The sequence below is a fragment of the Variovorax beijingensis genome (assembly GCF_007828835.1).
Taxonomy (GTDB): domain Bacteria; phylum Pseudomonadota; class Gammaproteobacteria; order Burkholderiales; family Burkholderiaceae_C; genus Variovorax; species Variovorax beijingensis_A.
This window is the reverse complement of the sequence record NZ_VIVL01000002.1, coordinates 295,437-318,106: the sequence shown is the minus strand read 5'-3', so window position 1 is coordinate 318,106 and position 22,670 is coordinate 295,437. Positions and strand designations below refer to the sequence as shown.

At 67.0% G+C, this 22,670-nt stretch carries 22 protein-coding genes; all 22 read right to left on the bottom strand.

The window, feature by feature from the left end:
- Window positions 1–7: 7 nt before the first annotated feature.
- Window positions 8–616 carry an imidazoleglycerol-phosphate dehydratase HisB gene (hisB, locus tag FB547_RS07780; RefSeq protein ID WP_145741043.1) on the bottom strand — a complete coding sequence of 203 codons (609 nt, stop codon included), beginning with the start codon at window positions 614–616 and terminating at the stop codon, window positions 8–10.
- Window positions 613–1,704, bottom strand: a complete 1,092-nt coding sequence (gene hisC / locus FB547_RS07775) for a histidinol-phosphate transaminase (protein WP_145741042.1) — start codon at window positions 1,702–1,704, stop codon at window positions 613–615. Before hisC ends, hisB begins: the two co-directional genes overlap by 4 nt.
- Window positions 1,701–2,072, bottom strand: coding sequence for a hypothetical protein (locus tag FB547_RS07770; protein WP_145741040.1), 372 nt, complete (start codon window positions 2,070–2,072; stop codon window positions 1,701–1,703). Before FB547_RS07770 ends, hisC begins: the two co-directional genes overlap by 4 nt.
- Window positions 2,073–2,104: 32 nt before the next feature.
- Window positions 2,105–3,427, bottom strand: a complete 1,323-nt coding sequence (gene hisD, locus FB547_RS07765; protein WP_145741038.1) for a histidinol dehydrogenase — start codon at window positions 3,425–3,427, stop codon at window positions 2,105–2,107.
- Between the two features lie 14 nt (window positions 3,428–3,441).
- Window positions 3,442–4,083, bottom strand: a complete 642-nt coding sequence (hisG, locus tag FB547_RS07760) for an ATP phosphoribosyltransferase (protein WP_021005882.1) — start codon at window positions 4,081–4,083, stop codon at window positions 3,442–3,444.
- Window positions 4,080–5,369 (bottom strand): UDP-N-acetylglucosamine 1-carboxyvinyltransferase, encoded by a 1,290-nt coding sequence (gene murA / locus FB547_RS07755; RefSeq protein WP_145741036.1) that lies wholly within the window; start codon window positions 5,367–5,369, stop codon window positions 4,080–4,082. Before murA ends, hisG begins: the two co-directional genes overlap by 4 nt.
- A 37-nt stretch (window positions 5,370–5,406) precedes the next feature.
- Window positions 5,407–5,649 (bottom strand): BolA family protein, encoded by a 243-nt coding sequence (locus tag FB547_RS07750; RefSeq protein ID WP_012746311.1) that lies wholly within the window; start codon window positions 5,647–5,649, stop codon window positions 5,407–5,409.
- 19 nt (window positions 5,650–5,668) lie between these two features.
- Complete coding sequence (locus FB547_RS07745) at window positions 5,669–6,424, bottom strand: ABC transporter permease (protein ID WP_145741997.1); 756 nt, start codon at window positions 6,422–6,424, stop codon at window positions 5,669–5,671.
- 5 nt (window positions 6,425–6,429) lie between these two features.
- On the bottom strand, window positions 6,430–7,377 hold the full coding sequence (locus FB547_RS07740; protein WP_124957422.1) for an ABC transporter ATP-binding protein: 948 nt from the start codon (window positions 7,375–7,377) through the stop codon (window positions 6,430–6,432).
- Window positions 7,378–7,464: 87 nt separating this feature from the next.
- On the bottom strand, window positions 7,465–7,737 hold the full coding sequence (locus FB547_RS07735) for a lipid asymmetry maintenance protein MlaB (protein ID WP_124957423.1): 273 nt from the start codon (window positions 7,735–7,737) through the stop codon (window positions 7,465–7,467).
- Between the two features lie 4 nt (window positions 7,738–7,741).
- Window positions 7,742–8,401, bottom strand: a complete 660-nt coding sequence (locus FB547_RS07730; protein WP_145741035.1) for a phospholipid-binding protein MlaC — start codon at window positions 8,399–8,401, stop codon at window positions 7,742–7,744.
- Window positions 8,402–8,584: 183 nt separating this feature from the next.
- Window positions 8,585–9,331 (bottom strand): VacJ family lipoprotein, encoded by a 747-nt coding sequence (locus tag FB547_RS07725; protein WP_145741033.1) that lies wholly within the window; start codon window positions 9,329–9,331, stop codon window positions 8,585–8,587.
- Window positions 9,328–9,819, bottom strand: coding sequence for an outer membrane lipid asymmetry maintenance protein MlaD (gene mlaD / locus FB547_RS07720; RefSeq protein ID WP_012746305.1), 492 nt, complete (start codon window positions 9,817–9,819; stop codon window positions 9,328–9,330). Before mlaD ends, FB547_RS07725 begins: the two co-directional genes overlap by 4 nt.
- A 38-nt stretch (window positions 9,820–9,857) precedes the next feature.
- A complete protein-coding gene (mlaE, locus tag FB547_RS07715) occupies window positions 9,858–10,640 on the bottom strand; it encodes a lipid asymmetry maintenance ABC transporter permease subunit MlaE (RefSeq protein WP_145741031.1) in 783 nt (260 codons plus the stop codon).
- 82 nt (window positions 10,641–10,722) lie between these two features.
- Window positions 10,723–11,583: an ABC transporter ATP-binding protein gene (locus FB547_RS07710; RefSeq protein ID WP_145741028.1), complete on the bottom strand. Its 861-nt coding sequence runs from the start codon at window positions 11,581–11,583 to the stop codon at window positions 10,723–10,725.
- A gap of 65 nt (window positions 11,584–11,648) precedes the next feature.
- The gene (locus FB547_RS07705; protein WP_145741027.1) at window positions 11,649–13,127 is read right to left on the bottom strand and encodes a glutamate synthase subunit beta; all 1,479 of its coding nucleotides are present in this window, start codon (window positions 13,125–13,127) and stop codon (window positions 11,649–11,651) included.
- A 34-nt stretch (window positions 13,128–13,161) separates the two neighbouring features.
- A complete protein-coding gene (locus FB547_RS07700; RefSeq protein ID WP_145741025.1) occupies window positions 13,162–17,910 on the bottom strand; it encodes a glutamate synthase-related protein in 4,749 nt (1,582 codons plus the stop codon).
- A 183-nt stretch (window positions 17,911–18,093) separates the two neighbouring features.
- On the bottom strand, window positions 18,094–18,789 hold the full coding sequence (locus FB547_RS07695) for a transposase (RefSeq protein ID WP_145741023.1): 696 nt from the start codon (window positions 18,787–18,789) through the stop codon (window positions 18,094–18,096).
- Window positions 18,790–18,823: 34 nt separating this feature from the next.
- On the bottom strand, window positions 18,824–19,708 hold the full coding sequence (locus tag FB547_RS07690) for a class I SAM-dependent methyltransferase (protein WP_145741021.1): 885 nt from the start codon (window positions 19,706–19,708) through the stop codon (window positions 18,824–18,826).
- Complete coding sequence (locus FB547_RS07685) at window positions 19,705–20,280, bottom strand: DUF1415 domain-containing protein (protein ID WP_145741019.1); 576 nt, start codon at window positions 20,278–20,280, stop codon at window positions 19,705–19,707. The genes FB547_RS07690 and FB547_RS07685 overlap by 4 nt, the downstream gene beginning before the upstream one ends.
- The gene (locus tag FB547_RS07680) at window positions 20,277–21,533 is read right to left on the bottom strand and encodes a CynX/NimT family MFS transporter (protein WP_145741017.1); all 1,257 of its coding nucleotides are present in this window, start codon (window positions 21,531–21,533) and stop codon (window positions 20,277–20,279) included. The genes FB547_RS07685 and FB547_RS07680 overlap by 4 nt, the downstream gene beginning before the upstream one ends.
- On the bottom strand, window positions 21,530–22,660 hold the full coding sequence (locus FB547_RS07675) for a deoxyguanosinetriphosphate triphosphohydrolase (protein WP_145741015.1): 1,131 nt from the start codon (window positions 22,658–22,660) through the stop codon (window positions 21,530–21,532). The genes FB547_RS07680 and FB547_RS07675 overlap by 4 nt, the downstream gene beginning before the upstream one ends.
- Window positions 22,661–22,670: the final 10 nt, after the last annotated feature.

Sequence of the window (22,670 nt, the reverse complement as noted above, 5' to 3'; positions counted from 1 at the left end):
GGGATGTTCAGAGCGAACCCTTGGTCGATGGAATGACGCCGACGGAGCGTGGATCGAGTTCGAGCGCGCCGCGCATCGCGCGCGCAAAGGCCTTGAACACGGTCTCGCACTGGTGGTGCGCATTGACGCCCTTGAGGTTGTCGATGTGCAGCGTGACGAAGGCGTGGTTGACGAAGCCCTGGAAGAACTCGTAGGTGAGCTGGCTGTCGAAGGTGCCGATCATGCCGCTCGTGAACGGCACGTGCATCGCCAGGCCGGGGCGGCCCGAGAAGTCGATGACCACGCGGCTCAGCGCCTCGTCGAGCGGCACATAGGCGTGGCCGTAGCGGCGGATGCCCTTCTTGTCGCCCACGGCCTTGGCCACCGCCTGGCCCAGCGTGATGCCCACGTCTTCCACCGTGTGATGGCCGTCGATGTGCAGGTCGCCCTGGCAGTCGATCTCGAGGTCGATCAGGCCATGGCGGGCGATCTGGTCGAGCATGTGGTCGAAGAAGCCGATGCCCGTGGAGAGCCTGGCCTTGCCGGTGCCGTCCAGGTTGACGCTGACGGTGATCTTCGTCTCGGCGGTGTTGCGGGTGACCGATGCGGTGCGATCGGCGGTCTGGGGGGTGGTCATAGTGAGGCTTCGAGTGCCGCGAGCATCCGCGCATTCTCGTCGGCCGTTCCGACGGTGAGGCGCAGGCAGTTTGCGAGCAGTTCGTGCATTTTAGAAACGTTCTTCACAAGAATCCCGCGCGCCTTCATGCCCTCGAAGGCCTTGGCGGCATCGGGCACGCGCACGAGGATCATGTTGGCGTCGCTCGGCCAGGCCTTCACGCCCGCAAGCCGGCCCAGCCCCATCATGAGGCGGTGGCGCTCGTCGCGGATCTGCCGCGCCTGGGCCTCGAACACCTCGGCGTGCTCGAGCGCGAACAGTGCGCATTCGCAATTGAGCACGCTGATGTTGTAGGGCGGGCGCACCTTGTCGATCTGGGCGACCAGCGCGGCCGGGCCCATGAGGTAGCCGAGGCGGATGCCGGCCAGGCCGAACTTGCTGAGCGTGCGCATCAGCAGCACGTGGCCATGCCGCGCGAGGCGGTCGATGTAGCTCCGGGCCGCAAAGGGCTGGTAGGCCTCGTCGATCACCACCAGGCCGCCCTGCTCGCCCTGGGCCTGCACGATCTTCTCGATGGCAGCATCGTCCCAGAGGTTGGCGGTGGGATTGTTCGGATACGCCAGGTACACGAGGGCCGGCTTCTCGCGCGCAATGGCCGACAGCATGGCCGCCTCGTCGAGCTCGAAATCGGCCGTGAGCGGCACGCCGACGAAGCGCAGGCCCTGCAGCTTCGCGCTCATGGCGTACATCACGAAGCCCGGAACGGGCGCGAGCACCGCGGCGCCAGGCACGTCGCAGGCGATGGCGAGCAGCGAGATCAGTTCGTCGGAGCCGTTGCCCAGCATCAGCGAAAAGCCCTCGGGCATCTGTGCGTGCGCGGCCAGTGCGCGCTGCAGGTCGGTCCCGCGCTCGCCCGGATAGCGGTTGAGCGCCAGCGCGCCGAGCCGCGCGCCAAGCTCGGCCTGCAGCGCGGACGGCAGGCCGAACGGGTTTTCCATGGCGTCGAGCTTGACGAAGCCACGTGCGTCCTGCACTGCATAGGCGTGCATGGACTGCACGTCGGAGCGGATGCGGTCGATCGGGCGGGCGGCGGGGGAAGAAGATGTCATCGGGTGCAGCGGTAGCTGTTTCGGAGGGCGCCGGCCATGACCAGTTGGACCGGCATGTCGGCTTCGTAGCTGTCGGCGTTGCGGGTCAGCTCGGTTTGATAGAGGGAGCGTGCCATCGAAGGCTCCAGGCGCCGGCCCTCGATGCAGAAGATCGGCTTCTGGCCGTTGCGCTGCGAGGCTTCCACCCCTTCGCGCAGGCCTTCGAGCACGCCGACGAGGTAGTAGCTCGCGTAGGCCTTGCCGTCCTTCTCGCTCGCTTCGAGCGTGCGCAGTTCGCGGATGCTCATGGCGTGCGCCGAGCCCGCCGCCGCGAGCGCCAGCAGCCATGCCGCCGCGCGCGAACGATGAAAGGAACGGCGTCGCGCCATCTTGCTTTGCTCCAGCCGGCGGCGGGCGGGCTTCAGATCCTGCGCAGCCGCATGCGCGCCGCCTCGGCGTGCGCCTGCAGGCCTTCGCCTTCGGCCAGCGTGACGGCGATAGGGCCGAGCACCTGCGCGCCGGCTTCGCTCACTTCGATGAGGCTCGAGCGCTTCTGGAAGTCGTACACGCCCAGCGGGCTCGAGAAGCGCGCCGTGCCGCTCGTGGGCAGCACGTGGTTGGGGCCCGCGCAGTAGTCGCCCAGGCTCTCGCTGGTGAAGGCGCCGAGGAAGATCGCGCCGGCGTGGCGCAGCAGCGGCTCCCAGCGCTGCGGCTCGCGGCTGCTCACCTCCAGGTGCTCCGGGGCGATGCGGTTGCTGATCTCGCAGGCCTCTTCCATGCTCCTGGTGTGGATGAGCGCGCCGCGGCCGTTGAGCGAAGCGGCGATGATCTCGGCGCGCGGCATGCCGGGCAGCAGGCGGTCGATTTCGGCCTGCACGCGGTCGATGTACGCGGCATCGGGGCACAGCAGGATGCTCTGCGCGAGCTCGTCGTGCTCGGCCTGGCTGAACAGGTCCATCGCCACCCAGTCGGGCGGCGTGCTGCCGTCGGCCAGCACGAGGATTTCACTCGGGCCCGCGATCATGTCGATGCCCACGGTGCCGAACACGCGGCGCTTGGCGGCGGCCACGTAGGCGTTGCCGGGGCCGGTGATCTTGTCGACCGCGGGAATGGTGGCGGTGCCGTAGGCCAAGGCGGCCACGGCCTGCGCGCCGCCGATGGTGAAGCCGCGCGTCACGCCGGCCACGTAGGCGGCAGCGAGCACGAGCTGGTTCTTCTCCCCTTTAGGAGTCGGCACGACCATGATGATCTCGCCCACGCCCGCCACGTGCGCCGGAATGGCGTTCATCAGCACGCTCGACGGATAGGCGGCCTTGCCGCCCGGCACGTAGATGCCCACCCGGTCGAGCGGCGTGACTTTCTGGCCCAGCAGCGTGCCGTCGGCGTCGCGGTAGCTCCAGCTCTCACCGCCGGCCTTCTTCTGGGCCTCGTGATAGCTGCGCACCCGGCGCGCGGCGGCTTCGAGCGCATCGCGCTGCGCCGCGGGCAGTGCCTCGAATGCGGCCTTCAATTCGGCTTGCGTCAGTTCCAGTTCGGGCAGCGTCTTCGCGTCCAGCTTGTCGAAACGGTTCGTGTATGCGAGCACCGCCTCATCGCCGCGCTTCTGCACGTCGGCCAGGATGTCGGCCACCACCTTCTCGATGGCCGCGTCGGCATCCGCGGACCAATGCAGCCGCGCCTTGAATTCAGCGTCGAAGCTGGCTGAAGCCGTGGACAGGCGAAGGGGGGCTGCTTTCGAGGTCATGGGGACGGAAGGGTTCAGGCGGAAGGAATGGCCGACGCGAAGGCGTCGATGATGCGGCGGATCGGCTCGCGCTTGAGCTTGAGCGCGGCCTGGTTGACCACGAGGCGCGCGCTGATATCCATGATGCGCTCGACCTCGACCAGGTGGTTGGCCTTGAGCGTGCTGCCGGTCGAGACCAGGTCGACGATGGCGTCGGCCAGGCCGGTGAGCGGTGCGAGCTCCATGCTGCCGTAGAGCTTGATCAGGTCGACGTGCACGCCCTTGGTGGCGAAGAAGTCGCGCGCCAGGCCCACGTACTTGGTGGCGACCCGAAGGCGCGAGCCCTGCTTCACGGCCGAGGCGTAGTCGTAGTCGGCCCGCACTGCCACGCTGAGGCGGCAGGCCGCGATGCGCAGGTCCAGCGGCTGGTACATGCCCTGGTTGCCGTTTTCGAGCAGCACGTCCAGACCGGTCACGCCGAGGTCGGCGCCGCCGTACTGCACGTAGGTGGGCACGTCGGAGGCGCGCACCAGCACCACGCGCACGTCGGGCCGGGTGGTGGCCAGGATCAGCTTGCGCGATTTTTCGGGGTCTTCGGTGACCTCGATGCCGGCCGCGGCCAGCAGCGGCATCGTCTCTTCGAAGATGCGGCCTTTCGAGAGCGCCAGGGTGATCATGCGGCGGCTCCCGAAATGCGTTCGATGTCGGCGCCCAGGCCGCGCAGCTTGGCTTCCATGCGGTCGTAGCCGCGGTCCAGGTGGTAGATGCGGTCGACCAGCGTCTCGCCCTCGGCCACGAGGCCGGCGATCACCAGGCTGGCCGAGGCGCGCAGGTCGGTCGCCATCACGGTGGCGCCCGAGAGCTGCTGCACGCCCTCGACCATCGCGACCTTGCCCTCGACGTGGATCGTCGCGCCCAGGCGCACCATCTCGTTCACATGCATGAAGCGGTTCTCGAAGATGGTTTCAGTCACCATCGAGGCGCCGCGCGCGATCACGTTGAGGGCCATGAACTGGGCCTGCATGTCGGTCGGGAAGCCCGGGTATTCGGTGGTGCTGAAGCTCTGCGCCTTGAGGTGCTCGCAGGCCGGCGCGCTGGAGCTGATGCGCACGCCGCCTTCTTGCGCCGCGACGGTGCAGCCGGCGTCGCGCAGCTTGTCGATCACCGCGTCCATGTGGTCGGCCCGTGCATGGCGCAGGAACACGTCGCCGCCCGTGGCCGCAACGGCGCACAGGAAGGTGCCGGCCTCGATGCGGTCGGCCACCACGGCGTGCTCGCAGCCGTGCAGCCTCTCCACGCCCTGGATGCGGATGTGGCTGGTGCCGTGGCCCTCGATCTTCGCGCCCATGCGGATCAGCATTTCGGCCAGGTCGACGATCTCGGGCTCCTGCGCGGCGTTTTCGAGCAGCGTTTCGCCCTCGGCGAGCGCCGCCGCCATGAGGAAGTTCTCGGTGCCGGTGACGGTGACCATGTCGGTCAGGATGCGCGCGCCCTTCAGGCGGGTGCGCCCGGCCGGCAGGCTGGCGATCATGTAGCCGTGCTCAACCACGATCTCGGCGCCCATCGCCTGCAGGCCCTTGATGTGCTGGTCGACCGGCCGCGACCCGATGGCGCAGCCGCCGGGCAGCGACACCTTGGCATGGCCGAAGCGCGCGAGCAGCGGACCCAGCGCCAGCACGGAGGCGCGCATGGTCTTCACCAGTTCGTAGGGCGCCTCGGGGTTGCTGAGGTCGCCCGCATCGAGCCGTACCGTGCCGTTGTCGTCGCGCTCGGCCGAAACGCCCATGTTGCGCACCAGCTTGAGCATGGTCGACACGTCCTGCAGGCGCGGCACGTTGTGCAGCGTCACGGGCTGGTCGGTCAGGAGCGCGGCGCACAGTTCCGGCAAGGCTGCGTTCTTGGCGCCGGAAATGAGTACCTCGCCGCGGAGCTGGCGCCCGCCGCGAATCAGAAGTTTGTCCATCGAATTTCCAGCGAATCAGGGCCCGGGGGCCGGAGAGTTATTTTTCCAACGCCGCCCATTCGGCCGGCGTGTAGGTCTTCATCGAGAGCGCATGCACCTCGTCGGTATGCATTTTCGCACCCAGGGTCGCGTAGACCCGCTGATGGCGCTGAATCGCGCGCTTGCCCTCGAATTCGGCCGAGACGATGGTGGCGTACCAATGCCGGCCGTCGCCTTCGAGCGTGATGTGCTCGCAGGGAAGGTGGGACTGGATCAGGGCCTGGAGTTGTTCGGCGGTCATGGGGATCTGGAAAAAGCGGTCAACCGCGGATTTTGTAGCCGATGCGCAGCAGGTGGACGGCAATGGCGCTCACCACCAGCCAGGCCGCGCCGACGATGCCCAGGCTGAGCCAGGGCGAGGCGTCGCTCACGCCGAAGAAGCCGTAGCGGAAGCCGTCGATCATGTAGAAGAACGGGTTCAGGTGGCTCACGCCCTGCCAGAACGGCGGCAGCGAGCCGATCGAATAGAACACGCCCGAGAGAAAGGTCATGGGCATGATCAGGAAGTTCTGGAACACCGCCATCTGGTCGAACTTCTCGGCCCAGAGCCCGGCGATGAGCCCCAGCGTACCGAGCATGGCGGAGCCCAGCAGCGCGAAAACGAGAATCCAGACGGGCGCAACGAAGCTCGGCATCGCGAAGAACATCGTGACCACGAACACGCCGAGCCCCACGGCCAATCCGCGGATTACCGACGAACCCACGTAGGCAAAGAACCAGCCCCAGTGCGACAGCGGCGTGAGCAGCACGAACACCAGGTTGCCCATGATCTTGCTCTGGATGATCGAGGACGAGCTGTTGGCGAAGGCGTTCTGGAGCACGCTCATCATCACGAGGCCCGGCACCAGGAAGGCGGTGTAGCCGACCGAGCCGTAGACCTTCACATGGTCTTCGAGCACATGGCCGAACACCATCAGGTAGAGCAGCGCGGTGAGCACCGGCGCGCCGACGGTCTGGAAGCCGACCTTCCAGAAGCGCAGCGTTTCCTTGTAGAGCAGCGCGCGCCAACCCGTCACCGCCATCATCTTGCAACCTCCAACGGCGTCTGCTCGCCCGCCATCAGGTCGATGAACACGTCTTCCAGGTCGGCCTTGCGCATTTCCACGTCTTCCACTGCGACGCCGGCTTCGCGGATCGCAGCCAGCAGTTGTTCGACTTCATGGGCGTTCTGCGCCGGCAGCTGCACGATGCGCCCGGTGATGCGCGCGTGCTGCGCGATGGCCCAGGGCAGCATGGCGTCGGTCTTGAAGCGCAGCACGTTGCTGGCGGCCGACTTCAAGAGCTCGCTGGTGCGGTCCAGGGCGATCACCTTGCCGAGCTTGAGCATCGCGATGCGGCTGCACAGCGCCTCGGCCTCTTCGAGGTAGTGGGTGGTCAGCAGCACGGTGCTGCCCTCTTTGTTGAGCCTGGCGACGAACTGCCAGAGCGTCTGGCGCAATTCGACGTCGACCCCGGCGGTAGGCTCGTCCAGCACGATCACGGGCGGCTTGTGCACCAGCGCCTGCGCCACCAGCACCCGGCGCTTCATGCCGCCCGAGAGCTGGCGCATGTTGGCCGTGGCCTTGTCGGCCAGGCCCAGGCTTTGCAGCAGCTCGTCGATCCAGGGCTCGTTGTTCTTGATGCCGAAGTAGCCCGACTGGATGCGCAGCGATTCGCGCACGTTGAAGAAGGGGTCGAACACCAGCTCCTGCGGCACGATGCCGAGCTGGCGCCGGGCCTCGGCATAGTCGCGCTGCACGTCGAAGCCATGGACGCTGATGGCGCCGGCCGTGGGACGGGACAGGCCGGCCAGCATGCTGATGAGCGTGGTCTTGCCCGCGCCATTGGGCCCGAGCAGGCCGAAGAACTCGCCCGGCTCGATCTGGAAGCTGACCTCGTCGACGGCGCGCAGCCCCTGCTTGCCTTGGGCCCGCTGCTGTCTGGAGGGAGGGTAGGTCTTGGAGACCGATTGGAATGAGATCGCGGGCATGGGAGCCGGCGATTTTACGGGCCCTCCCCGCAGGCCGCTTGGCGGCGGCCGGATGCCCTGACGCGGCCGCTGCCGGGCCGCCTGCGGTCAGGGCGCCGCCGGTAGAAGCCCCGCGATGCCGTAGAGCGCAGCCAGTTCGCGCAGCCGCGGCGAAAGCCCCTTGACCGCGAAGCCCCGGCCGAGCGCGCTCGACTCGCGGCGGCACTCCAGCAGCACCGCCAAGGCCGAGGAATCGAACTGCGCGAGCGCGCTGGCGTCCACCACCGTGGATGTGTCGGTCTGCCCCGTCAGCCCCTGCTGCAGCATGCGCATGCAGGCCGGGGCTTCATCGTGGGTGAGTTTGGAGGGCAGGACCAGCATGGCCTCAGCTCTTGCCGTTGTTGCCCTTGTTGCGCGCCGCCAGCGCTGCAATCAGGCCGTCGATGCCGCGGGCGTTGATTTCCTGCGAGAACTGGGTGCGGTAGGTGTCGACCAGCCAGACGCCCAGCACATTGAGGTTGTAGACCTTCCAGCCGCCACCCTGGCCGGGCGTTTTCTCGAGCCGGTAGTCGAGCTGCACCGGATCGCCGCGGCCCTTGACCTCGGTGCGAACCAGCACCTCGGTATCTTCAGGCGACCCGCGGAACGGGCGCACCGTGACCGTCTGGTCGCTCACCTGGTCGAGCGCGCCGGCATAGGTGCGCACCAGCAGGGTCTTGAATTCTTCCTGCAGCTTCTTCTGCTGCTCGGGCGTGGCCTGGCGCCATGCCGGGCCGACGGCGGAGGCCGTCATGCGCTGGAAGTTGACGTTGGGCATGATCTTGCTGTCGACCAGCACCATGATCTTGTTGATGTCGCCCGCCTTGATGGAGGTGTCGGCCTTGATGGTTTCGAGCACGTCGGTCGACAAACGCTTCACCAGCGCGTCAGGCGCTTCGTCGGCGGCCTGCGCCGGACGCACAAAAGCCGTCGCGGCACCGAAGAGCAAGGCGCTGGCCAGCACCAGGCGGCCGAAGCCGCGCCGTTTCAAGATCTTGTTGTTCATGACAATCCCTTCGAGTTTGAAAATCTGCAGGCGGGCGAAGGCCGCGCCTCCTGCAAAGAACGTGTTCGACAGGTTCCCGGCCGACCAGGTTCCTGAAGCGCAGGTGAAGCCCTGAAACCGGATGCAAGCGGGAAAACCACTTGTCCGGCTGCGAAAAGCCCCTCTTCCGCGCCTTTTTGTATTTTATTTTCCGCCTTCGTCGTCAGGCGGATTGCCGTCGTAGACGTCGTTGCGGCGATGCTGCAGGAAGGCGTCGCGCGTGAAGGTGTACTTGTCGAGCGCCGCATCGTCGAGCAAACGGCCGGCGCGCAGGTACTTCGCCCGGGTATCGACAGCCTCTAGGAAAGACAGCGAATTGCGCCAGGCCACGTCGTTCATGTTGCCGAGCACGCTGCCGGCGCGGTCCACCGGCAATGCGGCCGTATCGCGCAGGGTCGACGGGCCGAACACCGGCAGCACCACGTACGGTCCGGCGCCCACGCCCCAGCGGCCCAGCGTCTGGCCGAAATCCTCTTCGTGGCGGTCGATGCCCGCCTCGGTGGCAATGTCGAGAAGGCCGCCGAGCCCGAACAAAGTGTTGACATTGACCCGCATGAAGGTCTCGGCACTGTTCTGCAGCTTGAGCTGGGCCACGCTGTTGACGAAGCTCCAGACGTCGCCCAGGTTGCCGAAGAAATTGCCCACGCCGGTGCGCACCATGGAAGGCAGCACGCGCTGGTAGGCGGTGGCCACGGGCACGAGCACGGCCTCATCGACCGTGTCGTTGAAGCGGGTGACGCCTCGGTTCATGGGCTCGAAAGGGTCGGCCGGATTGGCTCCGGGACCGGTTGCGCATCCCGCGATGAGCGAAAAAGCGAATGCTGCACCCGCCCAGCGGGCGTATCTCGCTATGTTATTGATAGCAAAGGACGAAAAAAAGCTTGTTTTCATTTCTTGTTGGCTGTTCCCGGCGTCGAAGTGTTTCCTTCGGCCGCCTTGCTGTAGAGGAACTGGCTGATCAGGTTTTCCAGCACCACGGCCGACTGGGTCGAGGTGACGGTGTCGCCGGCTTGCAGGTTCTTCTCCTCGGCGCCCGCCTCGATTCCGATGTACTGCTCGCCGAGCAGGCCACTGGTCAGGATCTTGAGCGAGCTGTCCTTGGGAAAACTGTAACGGTTTTGCAATGCCAGTGTGACGCTGGCCTGAAAAGACTTGTCGTCGAACGAGATGGATTCCACGCGGCCGACCACCACGCCGGCGCTCTTGACCGCCGTTTGCGGCTTGAGGCCGCCGATGTTGTCGAAACGCGCGGTGACGTTGTAGGTCTTCTGGAAATTCAGGCTCAGCAGGTTGGCCGACTGCAGCGCGAGGAACAGCAGCGCCGCGCCGCCGATCAGCACGAACAGGCCGACCCAGATGTCGTTGTTGGAACGTTGCATGGTTTGCACTCTCTAGAACGATTGGAGCCGGAGCTCCTTCAAATACTGAACATCATGGCCGTGAGCAGGAAGTCGAGCCCGAGCACCGAGAGCGACGCCATCACCACCGTGCGCGTCGTCGCGCGCGACACGCCTTCGGGCGTTGGCTGGGCCTCGTAGCCCTGCAGCAGCGCGATGAAGGTCACGGTGAAACCGAACACGATGCTCTTGATCACGCCGTTGCCCACGTCGCGCCAGACGTCGACGCCGCCCTGCATCTGGCCCCAGAACGCGCCCGGGTCGACACCCAGCATCAGCACGCCCACCACGTAGCCGCCCATGATGCCGACCGCGCTGAACACGGCCGCCAGCAGCGGCATCGTGATCACGCCGGCCCAGAAACGCGGCGCAAGAATGCGCTGCACCGGGTCGACCGCCATCATCTCCATGGCGCTGAGCTGCTCGCCGGCCTTCATGAGGCCGATCTCCGCGGTGAGCGAAGTACCGGCACGCCCCGTGAACAGCAGGGCCGCCACCACCGGCCCGAGCTCGCGCACCAGGCTCAGTGCCACCAAAAGTCCGAGCGCCTCGGACGAGCCGTAGCGCTGCAGCGCGTAGTACATCTGCAGGCCCAGCACGAAGCCGACGAAGAGCCCCGACACCGCAATGATGGCCAGCGAGTAGTTACCCAGGAAATGGATCTGGTCGCGCACCAGGCCGAAGCGCTGCAAGCTTCGTGCCCCCCGCACCAGCAGGCGCAGGAACAGCTTGGCGCCGTAGCCCAGGTCGGCCAGCTTGCTGCGCACGGCAAAGCCGATGTCGGCGGGGTTCCACCAGCTCATGGCTGCCCCCACGCTCGGCACTTCGTGCCCTCGCTGCCCCCCGAGGGGATCTTCGCTTGCTGGGGGCGGTCCATCGCTGCGCTCATGCCTGCCCTCCTCCATTGCCGAAATCTTCCTCGATGCCGACGACGGGGTAGTGAAAGTGCACCGGCCCGTCGGGCAGTGCATTGACGAACTGATGCACCAATGGATCGGCGCTCTCGCGCACCTCTGCAGGCGTGCCCTGCGCAGCGATGCCGCCGTTGGCCAGGATGATCACGTGGTCGGCGATGCGGAAGGTTTCCTCGAGATCGTGCGACACGACGATGCTGGTCAGCCCCAGCGTGTCGTTGAGCTGGCGGATCAGCCGCGCGGCCGTGCCGAGGGAAATCGGGTCGAGGCCGGCAAAGGGTTCGTCGTACATCACGAGGTCGGGATCGAGCGCAATGGCGCGCGCGAGGGCCACGCGCCGCGCCATGCCGCCGGACACCTCGCTGGGCATCAGGTCGCGCGCGCCGCGCAAGCCCACCGCGTCGAGCTTCATGAGCACGATGTCGCGCACCAGCGCTTCCGAGAGCTGCGTGTGCTCGCGCAGCGGAAACGCGACGTTGTCGAACACGCTCATGTCGGTGAACAGGGCACCGAACTGGAACAGCATGCCCATGCGGCGCCGCGCCTTGTACAGCCCGGCGGCATCGAACCTGCCGACGTCCTGGCCGTCGAAAAGCACCTCGCCGCGCTGCGCCCGCTGCTGGCCGCCGATGAGCCGCAGCACGGTGGTCTTGCCGCCGCCCGAGGCGCCCATCAGCGCCGTCACCTTGCCGCGCGGCACGGCAAACGACACACCGCCGAGGATCGCCCGCGCGCCGTAGCCGAACGAAACGTCGCGGAATTCGACAAAGGGGTGTGGCGGTGGTGCGGCTGATTCCATCTCAATAAAAAAGCCGGGCACCTTCTCAGGCATCCCGGCATGCGGTTTCCGCGAATGATAGCGGGGCCGTGGCCGGCCCCGCAAAACTGAAACAAAAATCAGCGCGGCAGGTCGCTGAAACCCATCAGGAACTCATCCACCGAGCGCGCAGCCTGGCGCCCTTCGCGAATCGCCCACACCACCAGCGACTGGCCGCGGCGGATGTCGCCTGCAGCAAACACCTTCGGCACGTTGGTGGCATAACCACCAACGAAGTCGACCGTGGCCTTGGCGTTGCCGCGCGCATCCTTCTCGACGCCGAAGGCCTCCAGCACGTTGGCCACCGGGCTCACGAAGCCCATCGCCAGCAGCACGAGGTCGGCCTTGAGGATCTGCTCGCTGCCGGCCACTTCCTGCATGCGGCCGTCTTTCCACTCGACCCGCACGGTCTTCAGGCCCGTGACCTTGCCTTTTTCGCCGATGAACTCCTTGGTGGAAATGGCGAACTCGCGCTCGCAGCCTTCTTCGTGGCTGGAGCTCGTGCGCAGCTTGATCGGCCAGTAGGGCCAGGTCAGCGGGCGGTTTTCTTCCTCGGGCGGCTGCGGCATCAGCTCGAACTGGGTGACGCTGGCCGCGCCATGGCGGTTGCTGGTGCCCACGCAGTCGGAGCCGGTGTCGCCGCCGCCGATCACGATCACGTGCTTGCCGTCGGCGCGCAGCTGGCCCTTGACCTTGTCGCCTGCGTTGACGCGGTTCTGCTGCGGCAGAAACTCCATCGCGAAATGAATGCCGTCGAGATCGCGGCCGGGCACCGGCAGGTCGCGCGACTGCTCGGCGCCGCCGGTCAGCAGCACGGCGTCGAACTCCTTCTGCAGCTGCTCGGGCGTGACGGTTTCCTTGGCCAGGTTGGTGACCTTGGAGCCCTTGCCCAGCGGGTCCTTGGCGGCACCGACGATGACGCCGGTGCGGAAGCTCACGCCTTCGGCCTTCATCTGCTCGACGCGGCGGTCGATGTGCGTCTTCTCCATCTTGAAGTCGGGGATGCCGTAGCGCAGCAGGCCGCCGATGCGGTCGTTCTTCTCGAACAGCGTCACATCGTGGCCGGCGCGCGCGAGCTGCTGCGCGGCCGCCATGCCGGCCGGGCCCGAACCCACCACCGCCACCTTCTTGCCGGTCTTGTGCTTGGCAACGCGCGGCGCCACCCAGCCTTCGTCCCAGGCGCGGTCGATGATGGCGTGTTCCAGCGACTTGATGCCGACCGGGTCGTCATTCACGTTGAGCACGCAGGCGGCCTCGCAGGGCGCGGGGCAGATGCGGCCGGTGAATTCCGGGAAGTTGTTGGTCGAGTCGAGCACCGCGAAGGCGTTCTGCCAGTCGTTGCGGTACACGAGGTCATTGAAGTCCGGAATGATGTTGTTGACCGGGCAGCCGCTGTTGCAGAACGGCGTGCCGCAGTCCATGCAGCGCGCGCCCTGCACCTTGGCCTGCTCGGGCGTCAAGGCAACGACGAATTCCTTGTAGTGCTTGACGCGCTCCTCGACGGGCTTGTAGCCCTCTTCGATGCGCTCATGCTCCATGAAGCCGGTGATCTTTCCCATCGTGCTTTCCTCTGTTCTTCGTTTTCGTTGCCGCTCAGACCGCAGCCGTCGCGGCCGGCGCGACCAGAGCATGCGGCTCCAGGCCCATGTGCGCGTTGTTGCCGCTGCTCGTGAGTTCGACCTTGCGGTCGTGCAGCTCGGCGAGCGCGCGCTTGTACTCGTTCGGGAACACCTTGACGAACTTGGTGCGCGACACGGCCCAGTTGTCGAGCAGTTCGCGCGCGCGCTTGCTGCCGGTCCAGCGGTGGTGCTCTTCGAGCAGCTTCTTGAGCTGGGCCTCGTCGGTCTCGCCACCGTGCCAGACCTTACGGTGCATGCTCGCCGTCTGCTCGGCCGAAGTCAGCACCTTGTCGAGCGACACCATCGAGAGATTGCAGCGCGTGGCGAACTGGCCGTCCTCGTCGTAGACGAAAGCCACGCCGCCGCTCATGCCGGCCGCGAAGTTCCGGCCCGTCTTGCCGAGCACCGCAACCGTGCCGCCCGTCATGTATTCGCAGCCATGGTCGCCCGTGCCTTCGACGACCGCCGTGGCACCCGAGAGGCGCACGGCAAAACGCTCGCCGGCCACGCCGCAGAGGTAGGCCTCGCCGGTGGTCGCGCCGTAGAGCGCGGTGTTGCCCACGATGGTGTTGCGCACCGCTTCGCCGCGGAAATCGAGGCTCGGGCGCACCACCACGCGGCCGCCCGAGAGGCCCTTGCCGGTGTAGTCGTTGGCATCGCCGATCAGGTAGAGCGTGATGCCGCGCGCCAGGAACGCGCCGAACGACTGCCCGCCCGTGCCCTCGAGCTGGATGCGGATCGAATCGTCGGGCAGGCCCTGCGGATGCACCTTGGTCAATGCACCCGACAGCATGGCGCCCACCGAGCGGTTGACGTTGCGCGCCACCTCGATGAACTGCACCTTCTCGCCGCGCTCGATGGCCGGACGCGACTTCTCGATGAGCTTGACGTCGAGCGCGCGCTCCAGGCCGTGGTCCTGGTTTTCGACGTGGAAGCGCGGCACCTCGGCCGGCACGTTCGGCAGCGCGAACAGGCGGCTGAAATCGAGGCCCGAGGCCTTCCAGTGCTCGATGCCCTTGCGCATGTCGAGCAGGTCGGCGCGGCCGATCAGGTCGTCGAACTTGCGGATGCCGAGCTGGGCCATGATCTGGCGCACTTCCTCGGCCACGAAGAAGAAGTAGTTGACGACGTGCTCGGGCTTGCCCGAGAACTTCTTGCGCAGGATCGGGTCTTGCGTGGCCACGCCCACCGGGCAGGTGTTCAGGTGGCACTTGCGCATCATGATGCAGCCCTCGACCACCAGCGGGGCCGTGGCAAAGCCGAACTCGTCGGCGCCCAGCAGCGCGCCGATGGCGACGTCGCGGCCGGTCTTCATCTGGCCGTCGGCCTGCACGCGGATGCGGCTGCGCAGGCGGTTGAGCACCAGCGTCTGCTGCGTTTCGGCCAGGCCGATTTCCCACGGGCTGCCCGCGTGCTTGATCGACGACCAGGGCGATGCACCCGTGCCGCCGTCATGGCCGGCGATCACCACGTGGTCGCTCTTGCACTTGGCCACGCCGGCCGCGATGGTGCCCACGCCGATTTCGCTCACCAGCTTGACGCTGATGCTCGCGTGCGGCGCGGCGTTCTTCAGGTCGTGGATCAGCTGCGCCAGGTCTTCGATCGAGTAGATGTCGTGGTGCGGCGGCGGCGAGATCAGGCCCACACCCGGCACGGCATAGCGCTGCTTGCCGATGTATTCGGTGACCTTGCCGCCGGGCAGCTGGCCGCCCTCGCCCGGCTTGGCGCCCTGCGCCATCTTGATCTGGATCTGGTCGGCCGAATGCAGGTACTCGGCCGTGACGCCGAAGCGCCCCGACGCCACCTGCTTGATGCGCGAACGCAGCGAGTCGCCGTCCTTCAGGGGCAGGTCGACCTCGACGTTGGCCGCGCCGATCACGCTCTTGAGCGTGTCGCCCTGCTTGATCGGGATGCCCTTGAGCTCGTTGCGGTAGCGCGCCGGGTCTTCGCCGCCTTCGCCCGTGTTGCTCTTGCCGCCGATGCGGTTCATGGCAATGGCGAGCGTGGAGTGCGCCTCGGTGCTGATCGAGCCGAGCGACATCGCGCCCGTGGCAAAGCGCTTGACGATCTCTGCAGCGGGCTCGACCTCGTCCACCGGAATGGCCTTGGCCGGATCCAGCTTGAACTCGAACAGGCCGCGCAGCGTGAGATGGCGGCGGTTCTGGTCGTTGATGAGCTGCGCGTATTCCTTGTAGGTGTTCCAGTTGTTGGCGCGCGTGCTGTGCTGCAGCTTGGCGATGGCGTCGGGCGTCCACATGTGCTCTTCGCCGCGCGTGCGCCAGGCGTATTCGCCGCCGGCGTCGAGCATGTTGGAGAGCACCGGGTCGTCGCCGAACGCGGCCTTGTGCATGCGGATGGCTTCCTCGGCGATCTCGAACACGCCGATGCCCTCGACGCGGCTGGCGGTGCCGGTGAAGTACTTGTTGACCGTCTCGGTGTTCAGGCCGATGGCTTCGAACAGCTGCGCGCCGCAGTAGCTCATGTAGGTGCTGACACCCATCTTCGACATGATCTTGGACAGGCCCTTGCCGATCGCCTTGACGTAGTTGTAGACCGCTTTCTCCGCGCTCATGTCGCCCGGCAGGTCGGCGTGCATGGCCGCCAGCGTTTCCATGGCGAGGTAGGGGTGCACGGCTTCCGCGCCGTAGCCCGCGAGCACGCCGAAGTGATGCACTTCGCGGGCCGATCCGGTTTCGACGACAAGGCCGGCCGTGGTGCGCAGGCCTTCACGGACCAGGTACTGATGGACAGCGGAGAGAGCCAGCACGGCGGGAATCGCCACCTGCGTCGGGCTCACGCCGCGGTCGCTCACGATCAGGATGTTGTGGCCGCCCTTGATGGCATCCACCGCTTCGGCACAGAGCGACGCCAGCTTGGCCTCGACGCCCTCGTAGCCCCAGGCGAGCGGATAGGTGATGTCGAGCACGTAGCTCTTGAACTTGCCCTGCGTGTAGGTGCCGATGTCGCGCAGCTTGGCCATGTCGGCGAAGTCGAGGATCGGCTGGCTCACTTCGAGCCGCATCGGCGGGTTGACCTGGTTGATGTCCAGCAGGTTGGGCTTGGGGCCGATGAAGGACACCAGCGACATCACGATCGCCTCGCGGATCGGGTCGATCGGCGGGTTGGTCACCTGCGCGAACAGCTGCTTGAAGTAGTTGTAGAGCGGCTTGTTCTTGCTGGAGAGCACGGCCAGCGGGCTGTCGTTGCCCATGGAGCCGATGCCCTCTTCGCCGGCCTGCGCCATCGGGCTCATCAGGAACTTGATGTCTTCCTGGGTGTAGCCGAAGGCCTGCTGGCGGTCGAGCAGCGCCACCTGCGAGAGCGGCGCGGGCACCGGCTCGGCCTCGACGCTGTCGAGCTTGATGCGCAGGTTCTCGATCCACTGCTTGTAGGGCTTGCTGTTGGCGAGGGTGGCCTTGACCTCCTCGTCGTCGATCATGCGGCCCTGCTCCAGGTCGATCAGGAACATCTTGCCGGGCTGCAGGCGCCACTTGCGCACGATCTTCTGCTCGGGCACGGGCAGCACGCCCGACTCGGAGGCCATGATGACCAGGTCGTCGTCGGTCACGCAGTAGCGCGAGGGGCGCAGGCCGTTGCGGTCCAGCGTGGCGCCGATCTGGCGGCCGTCGGTGAACACGATGGAGGCCGGGCCGTCCCACGGCTCCAGCATGGCGGCGTGGTATTCGTAGAACGCGCGGCGGCGCGGGTCCATGGTGGCGTGCTGTTCCCAGGGCTCGGGAATCATCATCATCACGGCCTGGCTGATGGGGTAGCCGGCCATCGTCAGCAGCTCGAGGCAGTTGTCGAAGGTGGCGGTGTCGGACTGGCCGGCGAAGCTGATCGGGTAGAGCTTCTGCAGGTCGGCGCCCAGCACGGGCGACGACATCACGCCTTCGCGCGCCTTCATCCAGTTGTAGTTGCCCTTGACCGTGTTGATCTCGCCGTTGTGGGCGACATAGCGGTACGGGTGGGCCAGCGGCCACTCGGGGAAGGTGTTGGTGGAGAAGCGCTGGTGCACCAGGCCGAGGGCCGAGACGCAGCGCTTGTCCTGCAGGTCGAGGTAGTAGGTGCCGACCTGGTCGGCGAGCAGCAGGCCCTTGTAGACCACGGTGCGGCTCGACATGCTCGGAACGTAGTATTCCTTGCTGTGCTTGAGCTTCAGGCGCTGGATGTTGGCGCTGGCAGTCTTGCGGATCACGTAGAGCTTGCGTTCCAGCGCGTCCTGCACGATCACGTCGTTGCCGCGGCCGATGAACACCTGGCGCAGCAGCGGCTCCTTGGCGCGCACCGTGGGCGACATCGGCATGTCGCGATTGACCGGCACGTCGCGCCAGCCCAGCAGCACCTGGCCTTCGGCCTTGATCGCGCGTTCCATTTCCTGTTCGCAGGCTTCGCGCGAGGCGTGTTCCTTGGGCAGGAAGATCATGCCGACGCCGTATTCGCCCGGCGGGGGCAGCGCCACGCCCTGCTTGGCCATTTCCTCGCGATAGAGGCGGTCGGGCAGCTGGATCAGGATGCCGGCGCCGTCGCCCATCAGCTTGTCAGCGCCCACTGCGCCGCGATGGTCGAGGTTCTCGAGGATCTTCAGGCCCTGCAGCACGATGGCATGGCTCTTCTCGCCCTTGATGTGCGCGACGAAGCCGACGCCGCAGGCATCGTGCTCATCGGCACCGGAATACAGACCGTGTTGTTGGAGATGTTCGATCTCGGCAGCCGTCGTCATGGCGCACTCCTTCAGTTTTTCGCAGGGAAGAGAAGGATATTGCGATGCACAAAGAATGCCAAACACTTTAAATGGGGTCAGATTCCAATTAAATCCCGACTCTTATGGTCAGAATAAAATTAGGGACATATCAATAAAGATAGCAAAGACTCCCTTCGAAGTCGTGCGCTGGGAAGCTTCAGCTCAGGAATCGGACGCCGCCGGCGGACGCCCGGCCTTGGCTTTGGCAACGCGGCGTTCGGTCGCTTTCTGAAGCGACGCAAGAAAATCCGCATCGCCGGCTGCCCAGCCCCGCAAGGTGGCCTCGGTCAGCGTGCCCTGGTCGGCCGCACGCACGCCGCCGCGCACCAGTTCGACGTACGCCGCCTCGCGGGCAAAGGGGGTGTTGCCCAGCTCCCAGTAGAGCGGATGCGGCGTCAGCAGCTTGTCATGCCGCAGGCCTGCGTAATGTCCATGGCTGGACCATGGAAAGTCGCGCGCGTCCGACACCATGCCGGCCCGCACGGGGTTCAGGTCGATGTACGCCATGCAGGTCAGCAGATAGCGGTCGGTCTGGATCAAGGTCGATCGGTAGCGCCCTTCCCACAGGGTGCCGCTGCGACCGTGGCGGTCGTTGAAATAGCGCACGTAGCTGCGCCCCACCGCCTGCATGAACTGCGGCAGCCCGGTGGCCGTGTCGGGCGTGGCCAGCAGATGGAAATGGTTGTCCATCAGCACATAGGCATGCAGTGCCACGCCGAAGCGCGGGGCCGCGTCCGCCATCAGGCCGAGCAGCCGCTCGTGGTCGGCGCGGTCGACGAAGATGGCCTGGCGGTTGTTGCCGCGCTGGATCACGTGGTGTGGCAGGCCGGGGAGCGTGAGACGGGGCAGGCGGGCCATGGCGTGACGTGACGCTATGTGCTTTGGAGGGAGCTCAGTGCAGGCGAAACCGCGTCTCGCCCAGGGTGTCGAGCCCGAACTGCGACAGCAGTTCGCCGAGCCGCGCCGCCGCACCGGCCTTGCGCTGCCCGGTGTGGCGCGCCAGGATCAGCTCGTTCTTCATGCTGTGCTCCCAGCCCACCAGTTCGGTGACGGTGACGCTGTAGCCATGGGCCTCGAGGTACAGGCAGCGCAGCACGTTGGTGAGCTGGCTGCCGATTTCGCGCGTGTGCAGCGGATGGCGCCAAAGCTCGGCCAATGGCGTGCGCGACAGGGCCAGCGCCTTGGTTTCGCGCAGGCAGGCCGCCACCTCGGCCTGGCAGCAGGGCACCAGCACCATGCAGCGCGCCTTCTTCGCGAGCCCGAAGGCGATCGCGTCGTCGGTGGCCGTGTCGCAGGCGTGCAGCGCGGTGACCACGTCGATGCGCTCCGGCAGCTCGCTCGCCTGGGCCGACTCGGCCACGGTGAGGTTCAGGAAGGACATGCGGTCGAAGCCGAGCTGGCGTGCCAATGCGCGCGATTTCTCGACCAGTTCGCTGCGCGTCTCGATGCCGTAGACGTGGCCACCCTGGCGCGAGCGGAAGAACAGGTCGTAGATGATGAAGCCCAAGTACGACTTGCCGGCGCCATGGTCGGCCAGCGTGGCTTCCGCGCCGCCGCCCGGCAGTTCGCGCAGCAGCTGCTCGATGAACTGGAACAGGTGGTAGACCTGCTTGAGCTTGCGCCGCGAATCCTGGTTGAGCCGACCTTCGCGCGTGAGGATATGCAGCTCCTTCAAAAGCTCGATGGACTGGCCCGGCCGCAGGATCTCCGCCAGTTCGGCCTCGGCCTTGGCGGTCTTGGCCGTCTTCACGGCCCTGCTGGTTGCTTGCGCGCTCATGGCCGGGCGCTCCCCGGGCCTACATCCAGCGCGGCCCAGCCATCCGGCCCCAGCGCTTCAAGCGTCTCGATGTTGCGTTCGAAAATGGCTTCGGCCTCGGGAAAGGCCTCGACCGCGCGGCTCATGCTGTCTTCGCGCAGCAGGTGCAGCGTGGGGTACGGCGCGCGGTTGGTGGCATTGCCGATGTCGTCGGCCTCGGTATCTGCAAACTGGAACCGCGGATGAAAGCTCGCGAGCTGAAACACGCCGTCGAAACCCGCGCGCGCGAGCCGGCGTTCGGCGCGCGCCGTGAAGTCGTTGAAGTCCAGAAAATCGGCCAAGGTGTTGGGTGCTATCAGCAAGGTGGTGTCGCGCACGGAGGCATCGAGCGCGGCGAGTTCATCGGCCTCTGCCAGGAGCATGTCGATCAGCGCGGCTTCGTCGGTGGGCAGGTACACGGCATAGCGGATCTGCGCCTTCACGTGCACCGCTTTCGCGAACGGGCACAGGTTGAGCCCGATCACCGCGCGTTCGAGCCAGCGCCGCATGTCGGCTTCGGCCTGGATGGCATCGATTGTCGCCGGACCGGTCATGCCACCTCCGCCGCAGGGCGAATTTTGCCGAGGCGCCGCGCCAGGGCCATGCCCGCCAGCGAACATGCGAGCGTGGCAGTCCAGGTCCAGTGCCAGCCGCCGGCGCGCAGCGCCACCCAGGCCACCGCCGGCGGCGCCAGAAACTGCCCCAGCGAAGACGCCTGCTGCATGAGCCCGACGGTGGTGGAAACCGTGGACGGGCCCGGCGCCAGCCGGACACCGAGCAAAAACAGGGTCGCCGGCACCATGCCGCCGCCGAGCGAAAAGACGCAGACTGCGGCGTAGCGAAGCACCGGCGGCAGGCCAAGTGAGTCGGCGCCCTGCCCCACCTGTGCGAAGGCCGCAAGACCGCCCAGCGCCATGGCCAGGAAACCCGCCTGGAGCAGGCGCTCGGGCGCGACACCGCGCTGCAGCCAGCGGCCGCCCGCGACGTTGCCGACGATGTTCATCGCGGCCGCCACCGCAGTGAGCACCGCGCCCCAGCCGGCCGGCACGCCGGCACCGGCATAGATGGCCGGAAGAAAGCCGATCACCGCCATCCACTGGGCCGAATACACGGCAAAGGTCAGCGCGATCATCCAGGGAGCGCGTGCGCCGACCGTGGCGCGCAGGCGCGACGGCCAGCCGCCGGCCATGCCGCCAGCCGCACGAAACGCGTCCGCGGGCACCGCCAGCCACAACCAGAGCGCCGCCGCGGCCGACACGGCCGACAGCGTCCACCACCAGTCGGCCCATCCGCCCCAGGCGATCAATGCGGGCCCGAAAAGCAGCGCAAGCGCAACACCGAGCGGCATGTAGGCGCCCCAGACGCCCAGCGCGGCCTTGTCCGCACCAGCAGGGGTCAATGCGCGGATCAGCCCTGGCCCCGGCATGACCGCCAGCAGAAAGCCGATGCCTTCGAGCGCGCGCAGGCCGAGCAGCCATTGCACCGCAAAGGTGCCGCCCAGGAGCCCCGCGCCGACGGCGCCGCCCAGCAGGCTCGCCACCGTCAGCACCACGAGGCCGGTCAGCATGCTGCGGCGCAGGCCGATCGTGTCGGCCGCGAGCCCGGCGATCAGTCCCATGCTCATGCTCGCCACCTGCACCAGCGACAGCAGGAACCCGGCCTCGACCAGGTCGATGCCGAGCGACGCCTGCAGCGCCGGCACCGCGGGCGGCAGCTTGCCCAGGTGCAGCGCGGCGCTGACGCCGCCGAGCACCACGGCAAAGGCGGCGGCGGGAACGCGCGCGGAGGCGATGGCCGCAGAATTCATGAAATCCCCCGCCGGCCGGTCAGCCGTTCATGCTCGCGCATGGCGAAGCGGTCGGTCATGCCGGCGATGTAGTCGGCCACGGCGCGATGCCGGTCGTAGCGGTCCGCGTAGGAAACGGGCATCTCGGCGCCGCGCTCCAGATAGGCCTCGAAGAGCTCCCTCACCACCTGCTGCGCCTGGTCGGTGGTCTGCCTCACCTGCGGATGGCGGTAGAGGTTGCGGAACAGGAAGGTCTTGAGCTCGTTGGATTGCGCCTGCATGGTTTCGCTGAACGCAACGAGCGGCGGCGCGTTGCGCACACCGTCGGCATCGACCGGCTTCGCGGTTTCCAGGGCCGCACGGGTGGCGTCGATCACATCGTAGACCTGGGCGCTCAGCATGCGCCGGATGGTTTCGTAGAGCACGCGCCGCCCTTCCAGCCGGGGGTACTCGGCCAGCGCTTCGCGGCGGTAGCGCTCGAACAGCTCCACCTCGCCGAGCTGCTCGACGTTGATGAGCCCGGAGCGCACGCCGTCGTCGATGTCGTGCGCGTTGTAGGCAATCGCGTCGGCCAGGTTGCAGAGCTGCGCCTCGAGGCCCGGCTGCGTGCGGTCCAGGAAGCGACGCGCCACGCCGTTCGGCTCGCCTGCCTCCAGGCGCTCGGCATTGGCGCGCGAACAGTGCTTGAGGATGCCCTCGCGAGTCTCGAAGCTGAGATTCAGGCCGTCGTACTGCGGATAGCGATGCTCCAGGGCGTCGACCACGCGCAGGCTCTGCAGGTTGTGCTCGAAGCCGCCGTGGCCTTCCATGCAGGCGTTGAGCGCGTCCTGCCCCGCATGGCCGAACGGCGTGTGGCCAAGGTCGTGCGCGAGGGCGATCGCCTCCACCAGATCCTCGTTGATGCGCAGGGCCCGTGCGATGGAACGGCCCAGCTGCGCGACTTCGAGCGAATGCGTGAGCCGGGTGCGGAACAGGTCGCCTTCGTGGTTCAGGAAAACCTGCGTCTTGTAGACCAGCCGCCGGAACGCGGTGGAATGCACGATGCGGTCGCGGTCGCGCTGGAAGGCGTCGCGCGTGGGCGCCGGCGGCTCGGCATGGCGCCTCCCGCGCGAGCGCGCGGGGTGGCAGGCATAAGCCGCGAGGCTCATCGGTGCACCC

Coding starts and splice junctions, on each gene's coding strand:
- hisB (WP_145741043.1), bottom strand. CDS start 616: ATGACCACCCCCCAGACCGCCGATCGCACCGCATCGGTCACCCGCAAC.
- hisC (WP_145741042.1), bottom strand. CDS start 1,704: ATGACATCTTCTTCCCCCGCCGCCCGCCCGATCGACCGCATCCGCTCC.
- FB547_RS07770 (WP_145741040.1), bottom strand. CDS start 2,072: ATGGCGCGACGCCGTTCCTTTCATCGTTCGCGCGCGGCGGCATGGCTG.
- hisD (WP_145741038.1), bottom strand. CDS start 3,427: ATGACCTCGAAAGCAGCCCCCCTTCGCCTGTCCACGGCTTCAGCCAGC.
- hisG (WP_021005882.1), bottom strand. CDS start 4,083: ATGATCACCCTGGCGCTCTCGAAAGGCCGCATCTTCGAAGAGACGATG.
- murA (WP_145741036.1), bottom strand. CDS start 5,369: ATGGACAAACTTCTGATTCGCGGCGGGCGCCAGCTCCGCGGCGAGGTA.
- FB547_RS07750 (WP_012746311.1), bottom strand. CDS start 5,649: ATGACCGCCGAACAACTCCAGGCCCTGATCCAGTCCCACCTTCCCTGC.
- FB547_RS07740 (WP_124957422.1), bottom strand. CDS start 7,377: ATGCCCGCGATCTCATTCCAATCGGTCTCCAAGACCTACCCTCCCTCC.
- FB547_RS07735 (WP_124957423.1), bottom strand. CDS start 7,737: ATGCTGGTCCTGCCCTCCAAACTCACCCACGATGAAGCCCCGGCCTGC.
- FB547_RS07730 (WP_145741035.1), bottom strand. CDS start 8,401: ATGAACAACAAGATCTTGAAACGGCGCGGCTTCGGCCGCCTGGTGCTG.
- FB547_RS07725 (WP_145741033.1), bottom strand. CDS start 9,331: ATGAAAACAAGCTTTTTTTCGTCCTTTGCTATCAATAACATAGCGAGA.
- mlaD (WP_012746305.1), bottom strand. CDS start 9,819: ATGCAACGTTCCAACAACGACATCTGGGTCGGCCTGTTCGTGCTGATC.
- mlaE (WP_145741031.1), bottom strand. CDS start 10,640: ATGAGCTGGTGGAACCCCGCCGACATCGGCTTTGCCGTGCGCAGCAAG.
- FB547_RS07710 (WP_145741028.1), bottom strand. CDS start 11,583: ATGCCTGAGAAGGTGCCCGGCTTTTTTATTGAGATGGAATCAGCCGCA.
- FB547_RS07705 (WP_145741027.1), bottom strand. CDS start 13,127: ATGGGAAAGATCACCGGCTTCATGGAGCATGAGCGCATCGAAGAGGGC.
- FB547_RS07700 (WP_145741025.1), bottom strand. CDS start 17,910: ATGACGACGGCTGCCGAGATCGAACATCTCCAACAACACGGTCTGTAT.
- FB547_RS07695 (WP_145741023.1), bottom strand. CDS start 18,789: ATGGCCCGCCTGCCCCGTCTCACGCTCCCCGGCCTGCCACACCACGTG.
- FB547_RS07690 (WP_145741021.1), bottom strand. CDS start 19,708: ATGAGCGCGCAAGCAACCAGCAGGGCCGTGAAGACGGCCAAGACCGCC.
- FB547_RS07685 (WP_145741019.1), bottom strand. CDS start 20,280: ATGACCGGTCCGGCGACAATCGATGCCATCCAGGCCGAAGCCGACATG.
- FB547_RS07680 (WP_145741017.1), bottom strand. CDS start 21,533: ATGAATTCTGCGGCCATCGCCTCCGCGCGCGTTCCCGCCGCCGCCTTT.
- FB547_RS07675 (WP_145741015.1), bottom strand. CDS start 22,660: ATGAGCCTCGCGGCTTATGCCTGCCACCCCGCGCGCTCGCGCGGGAGG.